This is a genomic window from Streptococcus gwangjuensis (assembly GCF_028156745.1).
GTDB classification, from domain to species: domain Bacteria; phylum Bacillota; class Bacilli; order Lactobacillales; family Streptococcaceae; genus Streptococcus; species Streptococcus gwangjuense_A.
The window spans coordinates 41,345-57,519 of sequence record NZ_JAODJG010000022.1; the positions used below are offsets into that span (position 1 = coordinate 41,345).

General features: G+C 39.2%; 11 protein-coding genes. 9 read left to right on the top strand and 2 right to left on the bottom strand.

Annotated elements, in window-relative coordinates; genetic code table 11:
• Window positions 1-149: 149 nt before the first annotated feature.
• Window positions 150-2,474: a formate C-acetyltransferase gene (gene pflB / locus N5909_RS01285; protein ID WP_000260631.1), complete on the top strand. Its 2,325-nt coding sequence runs from the start codon at window positions 150-152 to the stop codon at window positions 2,472-2,474.
• Window positions 2,475-2,831: 357 nt separating this feature from the next.
• A complete protein-coding gene (locus N5909_RS01290; RefSeq protein ID WP_271630676.1) occupies window positions 2,832-4,937 on the top strand; it encodes an ATP-dependent Clp protease ATP-binding subunit in 2,106 nt (701 codons plus the stop codon).
• A 60-nt stretch (window positions 4,938-4,997) separates the two neighbouring features.
• Here the strand turns inward: N5909_RS01290 and N5909_RS01295 are convergent, their stop codons facing one another.
• The gene (locus N5909_RS01295; RefSeq protein ID WP_049510097.1) at window positions 4,998-5,480 is read right to left on the bottom strand and encodes an S-ribosylhomocysteine lyase; all 483 of its coding nucleotides are present in this window, start codon (window positions 5,478-5,480) and stop codon (window positions 4,998-5,000) included.
• A gap of 94 nt (window positions 5,481-5,574) precedes the next feature.
• Entirely contained in the window at window positions 5,575-7,059 is a 1,485-nt protein-coding gene (locus N5909_RS01300; RefSeq protein WP_271630677.1) for a DUF1846 domain-containing protein, read from the bottom strand.
• Window positions 7,060-7,211: 152 nt separating this feature from the next.
• On the opposite strand from N5909_RS01300, the gene N5909_RS01305 reads away from it, so the two are divergent.
• The 7 genes from N5909_RS01305 to N5909_RS01335 all read left to right on the top strand — a co-directional run bounded on the left by N5909_RS01305 (window position 7,212) and on the right by N5909_RS01335 (window position 16,175).
• Window positions 7,212-8,819: a glycoside hydrolase family 13 protein gene (locus tag N5909_RS01305; RefSeq protein WP_271630678.1), complete on the top strand. Its 1,608-nt coding sequence runs from the start codon at window positions 7,212-7,214 to the stop codon at window positions 8,817-8,819.
• Window positions 8,820-9,015: 196 nt separating this feature from the next.
• A complete protein-coding gene (locus N5909_RS01310; RefSeq protein ID WP_271630679.1) occupies window positions 9,016-10,974 on the top strand; it encodes a peptide ABC transporter substrate-binding protein in 1,959 nt (652 codons plus the stop codon).
• Between the two features lie 238 nt (window positions 10,975-11,212).
• Complete coding sequence (locus N5909_RS01315; protein ID WP_033682319.1) at window positions 11,213-12,658, top strand: LCP family protein; 1,446 nt, start codon at window positions 11,213-11,215, stop codon at window positions 12,656-12,658.
• 1 nt (window position 12,659) lies between these two features.
• Window positions 12,660-13,391 carry a capsular polysaccharide biosynthesis protein Cps4B gene (gene cps4B, locus N5909_RS01320; RefSeq protein WP_033682318.1) on the top strand — a complete coding sequence of 244 codons (732 nt, stop codon included), beginning with the start codon at window positions 12,660-12,662 and terminating at the stop codon, window positions 13,389-13,391.
• Window positions 13,392-13,399: 8 nt separating this feature from the next.
• A complete protein-coding gene (gene cpsC, locus N5909_RS01325; protein WP_125446893.1) occupies window positions 13,400-14,092 on the top strand; it encodes a capsular polysaccharide biosynthesis protein CpsC in 693 nt (230 codons plus the stop codon).
• A 9-nt stretch (window positions 14,093-14,101) separates the two neighbouring features.
• Window positions 14,102-14,785, top strand: coding sequence for a tyrosine-protein kinase (locus tag N5909_RS01330; protein ID WP_004263752.1), 684 nt, complete (start codon window positions 14,102-14,104; stop codon window positions 14,783-14,785).
• Between the two features lie 22 nt (window positions 14,786-14,807).
• On the top strand, window positions 14,808-16,175 hold the full coding sequence (locus N5909_RS01335; RefSeq protein ID WP_261045694.1) for a sugar transferase: 1,368 nt from the start codon (window positions 14,808-14,810) through the stop codon (window positions 16,173-16,175).

Below are 16,175 nucleotides of genomic sequence, written 5' to 3' on the forward strand. Positions count from 1 at the left end.
ATACAGTTTAGAGTAAAATATAGACTGTTTTAGAAAAGAAAGTGTAAAAATAGGGATTTTCTACTTGTTGAAATCGGTTACTGTATGGTATACTTGTCTCATGAATGTAACAGATGACTGTTGCTAGAAAGAAAAAAGAGGACATTAACATGGTTGTTAAGACAGTTGTTGAAGCACAAGATATTTTTGACAAAGCTTGGGAAGGCTTCAAAGGCGTAGATTGGAAAGAAAAAGCAAGTGTATCACGCTTCGTACAAGCTAACTACACACCTTACGATGGAGACGAAAGCTTCCTTGCAGGACCAACAGAACGTTCACTTCACATCAAAAAAATTGTAGAAGAAACTAAAGCACACTACGAAGAAACTCGTTTCCCAATGGACACCCGTCCAACATCTATCGCTGATATCCCAGCAGGATTTATCGATAAAGAAAACGAAGTTATCTTCGGTATCCAAAACGATGAACTTTTCAAATTGAACTTCATGCCAAAAGGTGGTATCCGTATGGCTGAAACTACTTTGAAAGAAAATGGATACGAACCAGATCCAGCTGTTCACGAAATCTTTACTAAATACGTAACAACAGTTAACGACGGTATCTTCCGTGCTTACACTTCAAATATTCGTCGCGCTCGTCACGCTCACACTGTAACTGGTCTTCCAGATGCATATTCACGCGGACGTATCATCGGTGTTTACGCACGTCTTGCTCTTTACGGTGCAGACTACTTGATGCAAGAAAAAGTAAACGACTGGAATGCAATCGAAGAAATCGATGAAGAAACAATCCGTCTTCGTGAAGAAATCAACCTTCAATACCAAGCGTTGCAACAAGTTGTTCGCTTGGGTGACCTTTACGGAGTTGACGTTCGCAAACCAGCGATGAACGTTAAAGAAGCAATCCAATGGGTTAACATCGCCTTTATGTCTGTCTGCCGTGTTATCAACGGTGCTGCTACATCCCTAGGACGTGTACCAATCGTATTGGACATCTTTGCAGAACGTGACCTTGCTCGTGGTACATTTACTGAATCAGAAATCCAAGAATTCGTTGATGATTTCGTTATGAAACTTCGTACAGTTAAATTTGCTCGTACAAAAGCTTATGATCAATTGTACTCAGGTGACCCAACATTCATCACAACTTCTATGGCTGGTATGGGTAACGACGGTCGTCACCGTGTTACTAAGATGGACTACCGTTTCTTGAACACTCTTGACAACATCGGTAACTCTCCAGAACCAAACTTGACAGTTCTTTGGACTGATAAATTGCCATACAACTTCCGTCGCTACTGTATGCACATGAGCCACAAACACTCTTCTATCCAATACGAAGGTGTAACAACAATGGCTAAAGACGGATATGGTGAAATGAGCTGTATCTCATGCTGTGTGTCTCCACTTGACCCAGAAAATGAAGAACAACGCCACAACATCCAGTACTTCGGTGCGCGTGTAAACGTATTGAAAGCCCTTCTTACTGGTTTGAACGGTGGTTACGACGATGTTCACAAAGATTACAAAGTATTTGACATCGAACCAATCCGTGACGAAGTTCTTGAATTTGAATCAGTTAAAGCTAACTTTGAAAAATCTCTTGACTGGTTGACTGACACTTACGTAGATGCTTTGAACATCATCCACTACATGACTGATAAGTACAACTACGAAGCTGTTCAAATGGCCTTCTTGCCAACTAAACAACGTGCCAATATGGGATTCGGTATCTGTGGATTTGCCAACACTGTTGATACATTGTCAGCTATCAAATACGCTACAGTTAAACCAATCCGTGACGAAAATGGCTACATCTACGATTACGAAACAATCGGTGAATACCCACGTTGGGGTGAAGATGACCCACGTTCAAACGAATTGGCAGAATGGTTGATCGAAGCTTACACAACTCGTCTACGTAGCCACAAACTTTACAAAGACGCAGAAGCTACAGTTTCACTTTTGACTATCACATCTAACGTTGCTTACTCTAAACAAACTGGTAACTCACCAGTCCACAAAGGTGTATACCTCAACGAAGATGGTTCTGTGAACTTGTCTAAACTTGAATTCTTCTCACCAGGTGCTAACCCATCTAACAAAGCTAAAGGTGGATGGTTGCAAAACTTGAACTCACTTTCTAGCCTTGACTTTAGTTATGCAGCTGATGGTATCTCATTGACTACTCAAGTTTCACCTCGCGCTCTTGGTAAGACTCGTGACGAACAAGTTGATAACTTGGTAACAATCCTTGATGGTTACTTCGAAAACGGTGGACAACACGTTAACTTGAACGTTATGGACTTGAACGATGTTTACGAAAAGATTATGTCAGGTGAAGACGTTATCGTACGTATCTCTGGATACTGTGTAAACACTAAATACCTCACTCCAGAACAAAAAACTGAATTGACACAACGTGTCTTCCACGAAGTTCTTTCAATGGATGACGCCTTGGATGCATTGAGCTAAGATTATATAAAATAATACAAAGAAGGACTAGTTAAAAGCTAGTTCTTCTTTTTGTAAAATTTTTTGGTCAATTAAAGTCAAATTTCTTGACCTTTTCTGACTAATGTAGTATATTATGAACGTAAGGTAAATGAAAGCCTTACTAGAACGCTTATTTAAAGTGAAATAGAAAGAGGTGGGTCTATGTTTAATCTAGAAATCTTCAGAAGTAAAGATAGTCTACTCCTGCTTGAAAAAGAAAAACCAGAAATAGTACGTAGAGTAGCAATTTAGCTAGTCTAAATTTTTTAAAACAAAGGTCAAAGATAGTCAATATCAGTAGTAATAACGAAGAAAAAACAAAAAGAGGTAAAGAATATGAACAACAACTTTAATAATTTTAACAACATGGATGATTTATTTAACCAATTGATGGGTGGTATGCGAGGATACAGTACTGAAAACCGTCGCTACTTGATTAATGGACGTGAAGTCACACCTGAGGAATTTGCTCACTATCGTGCAACTGGTCAATTACCAGGAAATGCAGAAATTGATGGACAAATGGCACAACATACGTCAGGTATGAAACAAGATGGGATTCTTGCAAAACTTGGACGTAACTTAACTGCAGAAGCACGTGAAGGTAAGTTAGATCCGGTTATTGGACGTAATAAAGAAATCCAAGAAACTTCTGAAATTCTTTCTCGTCGCACAAAGAATAATCCAGTTCTCGTCGGTGATGCTGGTGTTGGTAAAACTGCAGTAGTAGAAGGATTGGCCCAAGCTATCGTGAACGGTGACGTTCCTGCAGCAATCAAGAACAAAGAGATCATTTCTATTGATATTTCTGGACTTGAAGCTGGTACCCAATACCGTGGTAGCTTTGAAGAAAACATTCAAAACTTGGTAAACGAAGTCAAAGAAGCTGGAAATATTATCCTTTTCTTCGACGAAATTCACCAAATTCTTGGTGCAGGTAGCACAGGTGATGGTCAAGGGTCTAAAGGTCTTGCTGATATCTTGAAACCAGCTCTTTCACGTGGAGAATTGACAGTGATTGGCGCAACTACTCAAGATGAATACCGTAATACTATCTTGAAAAATGCAGCCCTTGCTCGTCGTTTCAACGAAGTGAAGGTTAATGCTCCATCTGCTGAAGATACTTTCAAGATTCTTCAAGGTATTCGAGATCTTTATCAACAACACCACAATGTTATTTTGCCAGATGAAGTCTTAAAAGCTGCCGTTGATTACTCTGTTCAGTATATTCCTCAACGTAGCTTGCCAGATAAGGCTATCGACCTTGTCGATGTAACAGCGGCTCACTTGGCGGCACAACATCCTGTAACAGATGTACATGCTGTTGAACGTGAAATTGAAGCAGAAAAAGACAAGCAAGAAAAAGCAGTCGAGGCGGAAGATTTTGAAGCAGCTCTAAACTATAAAACACGCATTGCAGAATTGGAAAAGAAAATCGAAAATCACACAGAAGATATGAAAGTGACTGCAAGTGTCAATGATGTGGCCGAATCTGTAGAACGAATGACTGGAATTCCAGTATCACAAATGGGAGCATCAGACATCGAACGTTTGAAAGATATGGCTCATCGTCTGCAAGATAAGGTAATCGGTCAAGACAAGGCGGTAGAAGCGGTAGCTCGTGCTATCCGTCGTAACCGTGCCGGTTTTGATGAAGGTAATCGCCCAATCGGAAGCTTCCTCTTTGTAGGACCGACTGGGGTTGGTAAGACAGAACTTGCTAAGCAATTAGCGCTGGATATGTTTGGAACTAAGGATGCAATCATCCGTTTGGATATGTCTGAGTACAGTGACCGCACAGCTGTTTCTAAGCTAATTGGTACAACAGCAGGTTATGTGGGTTATGATGACAATAGCAATACCTTGACAGAACGTATTCGTCGCAATCCTTACTCTATCATTCTTTTGGATGAGATTGAAAAGGCTGATCCTCAAGTCATTACTCTTCTCCTCCAAGTCTTGGATGATGGTCGTTTGACAGATGGTCAAGGAAATACAGTAAACTTCAAGAACACTGTCATTATTGCGACATCAAATGCTGGATTTGGTTATGAAGCCAACTTGACAGAAGATGCGGACAAACCAGAATTGATAGATCGTTTGAAACCCTTCTTCCGTCCAGAGTTCCTCAACCGCTTTAATGCAGTTATCGAGTTCTCACACTTGACTAAGGAAGACCTTTCTAAGATTGTGGATTTGATGTTGGCTGAAGTCAACCAAACCTTGGCTAAGAAAGACATTGACTTGGCAGTGAGCGAAGCTGCTAAAGAATACATGACTGAGGAAGGCTACGATGAAGTCATGGGTGTTCGTCCACTCCGTCGTGTGGTTGAACAACAAATCCGTGACAAAGTCACAGACTTCCACTTGGATAACCTTGATACTAAACACCTAGAAGCTGACATGGAAGATGGTGTTTTGGTCATTCGTGAAAAAGCCTAAGACAGAATTTTGAGCATAAAAAAGAAGGAGCCAGCTGAAAAACTGGTTCCTTTTTTGTGTTTAAATCACATGACGCTCAAAGGCATCGTCTGAAATCCCTTGTTCCAAGATGAGTTTAGCCCATTCTTTAGCAGAAAAGAGGCTGTGATCCTTGTAGTTACCGCAAGATTCGATGGTTGTTCCAGGAACATCTTCCCAAGTAGTAGTTTCAGCGATTTCTTTGAGCGAATCCTTGATAACAGATGCGATTTCAGCACTGGTGTGGCGCCCCCACATAATCATGTGGAAGCCTGTGCGGCAACCAAATGGTGAACAGTCAATCATGCCGTCGATGCGGGTACGGATGAGTTTGGCTAAGAGGTGCTCGATAGTGTGAAGGCCAGCAGTAGGGATAGAGTCTTCATTGGGTTGCACTAAGCGAATATCATAATTGGAGATGACATCTCCCTTTGGCCCTTTTTCCTCCCCAATCAAGCGAACATAGGGTGCCTTAACAATGGTGTGGTCAAGTTCAAAACTTTCAACAATAACTTCTTTTGGCATGGTAAATCCTTTCAGTTTTTTAATTTCATTATAACATAAAGCCGGCTCTTGAGGCAGAGAGAAAACCTCTCCGAGGCTGGAGAGGTTGAAATCTTTATTTACGATACAAGCGGTCGTATTGGTAGTATGGGTCAAAGGTTACATTGATACCCAATTTACGAAGGACATTCTTGTCTTCATCTGTCAAGATGATGGTTGAGTGAGCTTCGCTTCCTTTGAGGTTACCAAGTTCTTCCATGGCGCGGGCAGCATCAGGATTTTCTGTAGCCGTGATAGCAAGTGCAATCAGGATTTCATTTGAATGAAGGCGCGGATTGCGACTGCCGAGATGATCGATTTTAAGACCTTGGATTGGCTTAACAACTTCAGGTTCGATTAGTTTCACTTCTTTAGCAATATCAGCTGATTTCTTGATAGCGTTGATAAGAGCAGCGGCTGTAGGGCCAAAGAGTTCTGAGTTTTTACCTGTGACGATTTCCCCATTTGGCAATTCAAGGGCTAGGGCTGGTCCGCTAGTTTCTTCTGCTTTTTGACGGGCAATAACTGCAACCTTGCGGTCTGCAGGTGTGATACCCAGGTCGTTCATGAGCAACTCGATTTTCTTGACAGCTGCTTCACCAACTTTTTCGGCTTTGAAATCGAGGACTGTTTGATAGTAGCGACGAATGATTTCTTGCTTAGAAGCTTCGACAGCAGCCTCATTATCTGTAATAGCAAAACCAACCATGTTGACACCCATGTCTGTCGGAGAAGCGTATGGAGACTCTCCTAGAATGCGTTCCAACATGCGCTTGAGCACTGGGAAAATCTCGATATCACGGTTGTAGTTGACAGTGGTCTCTCCGTAGGTTTGGAGATGGAAGGGGTCAATCATGTTGACATCATCAAGGTCAGCTGTGGCAGCCTCGTAGGCCAAATTGACTGGGTGATGAAGGGGAAGATTCCAGACTGGGAAGGTTTCAAATTTAGCGTAACCAGACTTGATACCGTTGATTTGGTCGTGGTACATGTTTGACATACAAGTTGCCAATTTTCCAGAACCAGGTCCAGGAGCAGTCACGACAATCAAGTTGCGACTGGTTTTGATGTAATCATTTTTCCCCATACCTTCAGGTGAAATGATGTGATCCATATCTGTCGGATATCCTTTGATTGGATAATGAAGATAAGAATCAATCCCGTTTTTCTCAAGTTGATTGCGGAAGGCATCTGCAGCTGGTTGGCCAGCGTATTGTGTGATGACAACGGAGCCAACAAAAATCCCTAATTCATTGAATTTATCAATCAAACGAAGAACTTCTTGGTCATAAGAAATGCCCAAGTCACCACGTGCTTTGGAATGCTCGATGTTGCTAGCATTAATGGCAATTACAACCTCGACTTGCTCTTTCAATTCTTGCAAGAGCTTGATTTTGTTGTCAGGCTCATAACCAGGGAGGACACGAGCAGCATGGAAATCTTCTAGCATTTTGCCACCAAACTCTAAGTAGAGCTTGCCGTCAAATTGGTTAATGCGTTCCAAAATGTGGTCGCGTTGTAGATTCAAATAGTTTTCAGAACTAAAAGCTTGTTTTTTCATTTTTTTACCTCTGACCTCTATTATAATAAAAAATTGGAAGTTAGGAAACTATGGAGTTAAAAAAGAAATCAAAAAGATTAGGCAAACGCTTGCACAAAATTTTAAAAAGCGCTATCATAGACTGTAGATTATTAAAATAATGAGGTAAGAAAATGCAAGAAAAATGGTGGCACAATGCCGTAGTCTATCAAGTCTATCCAAAGAGTTTTATGGATAGCAACGGAGATGGAATTGGCGATTTGCCAGGAATTACGAGCAAGTTAGACTATCTAGCCAAGTTAGGAATCACAGCGATTTGGCTTTCTCCAGTTTATGACAGTCCTATGGATGATAATGGATATGATATTGCTGATTATCAAGCGATTGCGGCTATTTTCGGGACCATGGAGGATATGGACCAACTAATTGTCGAAGCTAAGAAACGTGATATCCGTATCATCATGGACTTGGTGGTCAATCATACCTCGGATGAACATGCTTGGTTTGTCGAGGCCTGTGAAAATCCTGATAGCCCTGATCGTGACTATTATATCTGGCGGGATGAGCCTAATGACCTTGATTCTATCTTTAGTGGGTCTGCTTGGGAGTATGATGAAAAGTCAGGTCAATACTATCTTCACTTTTTCAGTAAGAAACAGCCGGATCTCAACTGGGAAAATGAAAAACTTCGCCAGAAAATTTATGAGATGATGAACTTCTGGATTGATAAAGGCATTGGCGGTTTCCGTATGGATGTTATTGACATGATTGGCAAAATTCCTGATGAGAAAGTAGTCAATAATGGACCTATGCTCCACCCTTATCTCAAGGAGATGAATCAGGCCACCTTTGGCGATAAGAATCTCTTGACAGTAGGGGAGACTTGGGGAGCAACTCCAGAGATTGCCAAGCTTTACTCTGATCCAAAGGGGCAAGAATTGTCTATGGTCTTCCAATTTGAACACATCTGTCTTCAGTATCAGGAAGGTCAACCTAAATGGCACTATCAAAAAGAGCTGAATATCCCTAAGTTAAAAGAGATTTTCAACAAATGGCAGACAGAGTTAGGTGTTGAGGACGGCTGGAATTCACTCTTTTGGAACAATCATGACCTCCCTCGTATCGTCTCAATCTGGGGTAATGACCAAGAATACCGCGAAAAATCTGCCAAAGCCTTTGCCATCTTGCTTCATCTCATGAGAGGAACTCCTTATATCTACCAAGGTGAGGAAATTGGGATGACCAACTATCCGTTTGAAACACTGGACCAAGTAGAGGATATTGAATCTCTCAACTATGCGCGTGAGGCTCTTGAAAAAGGCGTTCCGATGGAAGAAATCATGGACAGTATTTGTGTTATTGGACGTGACAATGCCCGTACTCCAATGCAATGGGATGAGAACAAAAACGCTGGTTTCTCAACAGGGCAACCTTGGTTGGCAGTTAATCCAAATTACGAGACAATCAACGTTCAAGAAGCGCTGGCAAATCCAGATTCTATTTTCTATACTTATCAGAAGCTGGTTCAAATCCGTAAGGAGAATAGCTGGCTGATTCGAGCTGACTTTGAATTGCTTGATACGGCTGACAAAGTCTTTGCTTATATCCGTAAGGACGGTGACCGTCGATTCTTAGTTGTGGCTAACTTGTCCAATGAAGATCAAGACTTGACCGTAGAAGGAAACGTCAAATCGGTCTTAATTGAAAACACCATGGCTCAAGAAGTTTTTGAAAAACAAATCTTGGCTCCATGGGATACTTTCTGTGTGGAATTACTATAAACATTTTTTACAGAAAAATCTAAAAATCGAAATCGTATAAAAACAAGGGAGGACTGTATGAAAGACAGAAATCCTTTGTTTTTTTATGGCTAAGATTTATAAACTTTCATTCTAGAAATTCAATTAACTTTACAAATTTCCACTATTTTGGTAAAATAAGCTTATGTTATAAAAACTAACATAAAGGAGAAAGAAGATGACTACAAAAAAGCGTATCCTTAGTGCAGGCCTGACTTTTGCGGCTGCTTTGCTTTTAGCTGCTTGCGGACAATCAGGTTCAGATACAAAAACTTACTCATCAACCTTTAGTGGAAACCCAACTACATTTAACTATTTACTAGACTACTACGCTGATAATACAGCTATCATTACTAACTTAGTTGATGGTTTGCTTGAAAATGACAATCATGGAAATCTAATTCCATCTTTGGCAGAAGATTGGTCTGTTTCAAGCGACGGTCTAACTTATACCTACAAATTGAGAAAAGATGCCAAATGGTTCACAGCTGACGGTGAGGAATACGCCCCAGTCAAGGCACAGGATTTTGTGACAGGTATAAAGTATGCAGTGGATAATAAATCACAGGCGCTTGACTTGATTCAAAACTCGATCAAGGGCTTGAATGATTATATTACAGGGGCAGATTCTGACTTTTCTAAGGTTGGGGTGAAGGCCATCGACGACCAGACTGTTGAGTATACTTTGGCACGCCCAGAACCTTACTGGAATTCAAAAACAACGAACAGTATTCTTTTCCCAGTAAACGAAGAGTTTCTAAATTCAAAAGGGAAAGATTTTGGGACTCTATCTCCAAATAGCATTCTCTACAGTGGACCTTATTTGTTAAAAGACTTCACATCAAAATCATCGATCGAGTATGTGAAAAATCCACATTACTATGATCATCACAAAGTATCGATTGAACACGTGAAATTGGCTTATTTTGATGGCTCAGACCAAGAATTGACCATCCGTAACTTTGAAAGTGGAGCCTACTCAATCGCTGGGGTTTATCCAAATAGTTCTAACTTTGCTAAGACTAAGGAAAAATATAAGGATAATATCGTTTATAGTTTGCAGGACAAGACTTCTTGGTATTTCAATTTCAATGTCAATCGTAAGGCTTACAATCACACTTCTAAAACGACAGCTGAGCAGAAGAAGTCAACTGAGACAGCTGTCTTGAACAAGAACTTCCGTCAAGCAGTGAACTTTGCCTTGGACCGCACAGCCTATTCTGCTCAGTCAAATGGGGAAGAAGCAGCTAGCAAGACCCTTCGTAACACCCTAGTGCCTCCTACATTTGTCCAAGTTGGAGACAAGACCTTTGGAGAAGTAGTCGCTTCTAAATTGGTTAACTATGGCACAGAATGGTCAGGTATTAACTTGGCAGATGCTCAGGATGCCTATTTCAACAAAGAAAAAGCCCAAGCAAAATTTGCGGAAGCTAAAAAAGAATTGGCAAGTCAAGGTGTGACCTTCCCAGTTCACTTGGATGTGGCAGTTGATCAGACGAGTAAAAATGCCGTGACAGGCATGAACTCAGTTAAGCAGACCCTTGAGTCAATTTTGGGTGCTGATAACATTGTCATTGACGTTCAACAACTTTCAACAGATGATTTTAACAACGTAGCCTTCTTGGCACCGACACCAGCTGATCGTGACTATGATTTGAACTTTGATGGTTGGGTAGGTGACTACCAAGATCCATCAACTTATCTCAATCCTTTCAATGCGGAGGATGGATTCTATCTCAAGATCTTTGGTCTAGATGCTCAGGAAGATAAAGCTAAGATTGCTAGCTTGGGTCTTGATACCTACACCAAGATGCTCAAAGATGCAGATAGTGAAAATAAAGATGTAGCCAAACGCTATGAAAAATATGCTGAAGCACAGGCTTGGATGATTGACAATTCTCTAATCATGTCAGCTATGTCAAGCGGTGGAACAGCATCTGTAACCAAAGTAACGCCATTTACAAGAGGTTATTCACTAGTCGGCATCAAGGGTGACGGCAATAACTACAAGTACATGAAACTGCAAAAAGATACTGTAACAACCAAACAGTATGAAGAAGCTAAGATCAAATGGGAGCAAGAAAGCAAAAAAGCAATCGAAAAAGCTCAAAAAGAAGCAGAAAATCATGTTAAATAGATTATCGAGGTTCCGTAAGGGACCTTGTTTGTTATATTTTTGATTTTGATTCTTCTGTCTATGAAACGAGAATGTCAAAATAGGAAGCGATAGATACTATACAGGTTATAAAAAACAATTATTCCTTCGGAGTACATTTAGAAGATGTATTGAAAACGCTGATAAAAAAAGGAATAAATGGAAATTATTTCATGATTGTGATATAATAATTCTGATAATCAACATATAGGGGAAAACTATGAATAAACGTTCAAAAAGAGCCCGTTCGGGTAAAGTTAAGCGGAGCATTAATATAGCTTTATTAACCATTTATGTATTATTGGGTGGTTTTTTGCTGTTCTTGATTTTTAGACATAATATATTGGCGTTTAGATACCTGAATGTTATGACGGCAGCTGTAGTGATTTTGGTCGCTTTAGCGAGTCTGCTTTTGATCATTTATAGAAAAGCAGAAAAGTTTACGATTTTCTTTTTAACACTAGCTATTTTAATGAGTTCAGTTTCTTTTTTTGCACTGCAACAATTTGTCGGCTTTACTAGTCATATCAATTCTACGTCAAATTACTCAGAATACTCAATGAGTGTTGTTGTTCTGAAAGATAGTGACGTTCATAATGTCACACAACTAGATAGTGTTACAGGGCCTACGGATACAGATAATGAGAATATTCAAAAATTGATAGCTGATATCAAAACTAGTCAGAGCAAAGAATTGACTGTTGAACAAAGCACTTCATATCTTGCGGCTTATAAGAGTTTGGTATCAGGTGAAGCAAAAGCGATTGTATTAAATAGCGTTTTTGAAAATATTATAGAATCTGAATACCCTGATTATGCATCAAAAATTAGGAAAATCTACACTAAAAATATCACCAAGGAAGTAGCTGCCCCTAAAGTTTCTAAGAATAAGTCCTTTAATGTCTATGTGAGTGGTATTGACACTTACGGCCCAATTAGTTCGGTTTCTCGTTCAGATGTCAATATTTTGATGACTGTTAATCGAGATTCTAAAAAAATTCTATTAACAACAACCCCTCGAGATTCCTATGTTCCGATTGCAGACGGAGGGAATAATCAAAAAGATAAATTGACTCATGCAGGTATTTATGGAGTAGACTCCTCTATTCATACTTTGGAAAATCTTTATGGAGTTGATATTAACTACTATGTTCGCTTGAACTTCACTTCGTTCCTGAAGTTGATTGACCTTTTAGGCGGTGTAGATGTGTACAATGATCAGGAGTTTACATCTCGTCACGGAAAGTTCCATTTCCCAGTAGGAAATGTTCATTTAGATTCTGAGCAAGCTCTTGGGTTTGTTCGTGAACGCTACTCTTTAGCTGATGGGGATCGTGACCGTGGTCGTAATCAACAAAAGGTCATTGTCGCAATCATTCAGAAATTAACTTCTACCGAAGCATTGAAAAATTATAGTGACATTATTCAAGGCCTGCAAGATTCCCTCCAAACAAATATGCCGATCGAAACGATGATGGATTTGGTTAATGCTCAATTGGAGAGTGGTGGTAGTTATAAAGTCAACTCTCAAGACCTCAAAGGTACAGGTCAAATGGGACTTCCTTCTTATGCTATGCCAGATAGTAATCTCTATATGATGGAAATCGATGATAGTAGTCTAGCAACTGCTAAAAGTGCGATACAAGATGTGATGGAGGGAAGATGATATGATTGATATTCACTCTCACATTGTCTTTGATGTAGATGATGGGCCGAAGTCTATAGAAGATAGTAAAGCCCTTTTAAGAGAAGCATATAATCAAGGGGTTAGGATGATTGTTTCGACTTCCCATCGTCGAAAAGGGATGTTTGAGACTCCAGAAGAAAAAATAGCGACGAATTTTTTAAAGGTTCGTGAGATTGCTAAAGAAGTGGCAGATGATTTGGTCATTGCTTACGGAGCAGAGATATACTATACTCCGGATGTTCTAGAAAAATTAGAAAACAAGCGCATTCCTACTCTCAATAACAGTCGTTATGCTTTGATTGAATTTAGTATGAATACACCCTATCGCGATATTCATAAAGGATTAAGCAATATTTTGATGTTAGGGATTACCCCTGTAATTGCTCATATTGAACGTTATGATGCGTTGGAGCACAGTGAAAAACGTGTTCAGGAACTGATTGATATGGGGTGCTATACACAAGTAAATAGTTCTCATGTTCTAAAACCTAAGCTCTTTGGTGAAACCTATAAATTTATGAAAAAGAGAGCCCAATATTTTTTGGAGAGAGATCTGGTTCATGTCATTGCAAGTGATATGCATAACTTAGATAGTAGACCCCCTTATATGGAGGAGGCTTATCAGATTATTTCTAAAAAGTATGGTAGAGCCAAGGCGGAAGAGCTATTTGTAGAGAACCCTAGGAAAATTATAATGGATCAAATAATTTAGGAGAAAATATGAAAGAACAAAATACTATGGAAATCGATGTATTTCACCTGTTTAAAATTCTTTGGAAACGAAAAATTCTAATTGCATTGGTAGCAATTGTAGCTGGAGCTTTAGCTTTTGCTTATAGTGCTTTTATCGTTAAACCGGAGTTCACTAGTACTACACGGATTTATGTAGTCAACCGTAATCAGGGAGATAAGCCTGGTTTGACAAACCAAGACTTGCAAGCTGGCTCATACTTGGTTAAAGACTATCGTGAAATTATTTTGTCTCAAGATGTTTTGGAAAAAGTTACATCTGATTTGAAATTAGATCTATCACCAAAAGCTTTGGCTAGTAAAATCAAAGTAACCGTACCAGTCGATACCCGTATCGTTTCTATTTCAGTTAATGATAGAGTCCCTGAGGAAGCTAGTCGTATTGCTAACTCATTGAGAGAAGTAGCCGCTGAAAAGATTATCAGTATCACACGCGTTTCTGATGTCACAACACTTGAAGAAGCTCGTCCCGCTATAGCACCATCTTCTCCAAATATTCGTAGAAATACAATTATTGGACTACTTGGAGGAACAGTCTTTACGGTTATCGCTGTTCTTATCGTTGAACTGGTTGATACACGAGTGAAACGTCCAGAGGATATTGAAGATGTTATGCAAATCGCATTGTTGGGAGTTGTTCCAAATCTGGATAAATTGAAATAGGAGAGAGATATGCCGACATTAGAAATAGCACAGAAAAAATTAGATCTGGCCAAAAAAGCGGAAGAATACTATAATGCCTTGCGTACGAATATACAATTGAGTGGAAATAATTTACAAGTGATTTCTATCACCTCTGTAAAACCGGGTGAAGGAAAGTCAACGACTTCTACAAATATTGCTTGGGCATTCGCGCGTGCAGGTTATAAGACCTTGTTAGTAGATGCTGATATTCGGAATTCTGTCATGTCAGGTGTCTTCAAATCACGTGAAAAAATTACTGGATTGACAGAATTTTTATCTGGAACAACAGACCTATCTCATGGCTTATGTGATACCAATGTTGAAAATCTATTTGTGGTTCAAGCTGGGTCTATCTCACCAAACCCAACTGCTTTATTGCAAAGTGAGAACTTTAGTACTATGATTGATACACTTCGCAAATATTTTGATTATATTATTGTTGATACAGCGCCTATTGGTATCGTTATCGACGCAGCTATTATCACACAAAAATGTGATGCATCTGTTTTAGTTACTGCGGTAGGGGAGGCTAACAGAAAAGATGTTCAGAAGGCTAAAGGCCAATTGGAACAAACGAATAAACCATTCTTAGGAGTTGTATTAAATAAATTCAATACTTCAGCTGAGAAATATGGTTCTTACGGTGAGTATGGTTCTTACGGTAAAAAATAAGGGATAGACTAAGGAAGTAGTTATGGAAGAGAAAGGGATAAAAATATCTCTGGCAGTAATCCAGAGTTTTATAGTAGTGTTACTGGGGTATTCTCTTAGTTTTGTTAAAGAGACAGATATTCTTTCAACAACAATGATTGTCCTATATATTCTCCACTACATAGTATTTTATTTTAGCGATTACGGTCAAGATTTTTTTAGACGAGGGAGTTTGATTGAACTTGTTCGCTTGACAAAATATATCATTTTCTTTGCGTTGGCAATTAGTCTTTCTAATTTCTTTTTAGAAGAACGTTTTAGTATCTCTAGACGAGGCATGGTGTATTTTTTAACCTTACACTCGATTCTAATGTATCTAGTTAATATTTGTATCAAGTATTATTCGAAACGGATATTTCCTAATTTGAAATGGAGTAAAAAACTATTCTTGATTACAGCGACATCTAGAGTTGAGAAAGTGATGGATAAGTTACTTGATGCTGGTGATTTCTTTGGAGAACTGGTGGCAGTTAGTGTATTAGATAAACCTAATTTCCAACATGATACTATTACAGTCGTACCAGTCGAAGATATTTTAAATTTTGCAACTCACGAAGTTGTGGATGAAGTGTTTATCAATCTTCCTAGTGAAGAATATGATATTGGTGAATTTATTTCTCGTTTTGAAACGATGGGAATTGATGTAACGGTTAATCTAAATGCTTTTGACCATAATCTAGGGCGTGACAAAAAAATCCGTGGGATGGCTGGTCTAAATGTCATTACTTTTTCGACGAAATTTTATAAGAATAGTCATGTCATTGCTAAGCGTGTCATAGATATTATTGGTTCTATTTTTGGTTTAATGATTTGTGGTCTAGTTAGTATAGTTCTAGTTCCAGCTATTCGAAAAGATGGTGGACCTGCTATTTTTGCCCAGACTCGCATAGGAAAAAACGGCCGACATTTTACTTTTTATAAATTTAGATCAATGTGTATTGATGCTGAGGATAAAAAGAGAGAATTGTTGGAGAAAAATACCATGCAGGGTGGTATGTTTAAGATGGACAATGATCCTCGCATTACAAAAATTGGTCGCTTTATCCGTAAAACTAGCTTGGATGAACTTCCCCAGTTTTGGAATGTTCTGAAAGGAGATATGAGCCTAGTGGGAACAAGACCGCCAACAGTTGATGAATATGAGACATACACACCTGAACAAAAACGTCGATTGAGTTTTAAACCGGGTATCACTGGACTTTGGCAAGTTAGTGGTAGAAGTGAGATTAAGAATTTTGATGAAGTTGTTAAATTAGATGTAGCTTATATAGACGATTGGACAATTTGGAAAGACATTGAAATTTTACTAAAAACTATTAAAGTTGTACTTATGAGAGATGGAGCGAAGTGA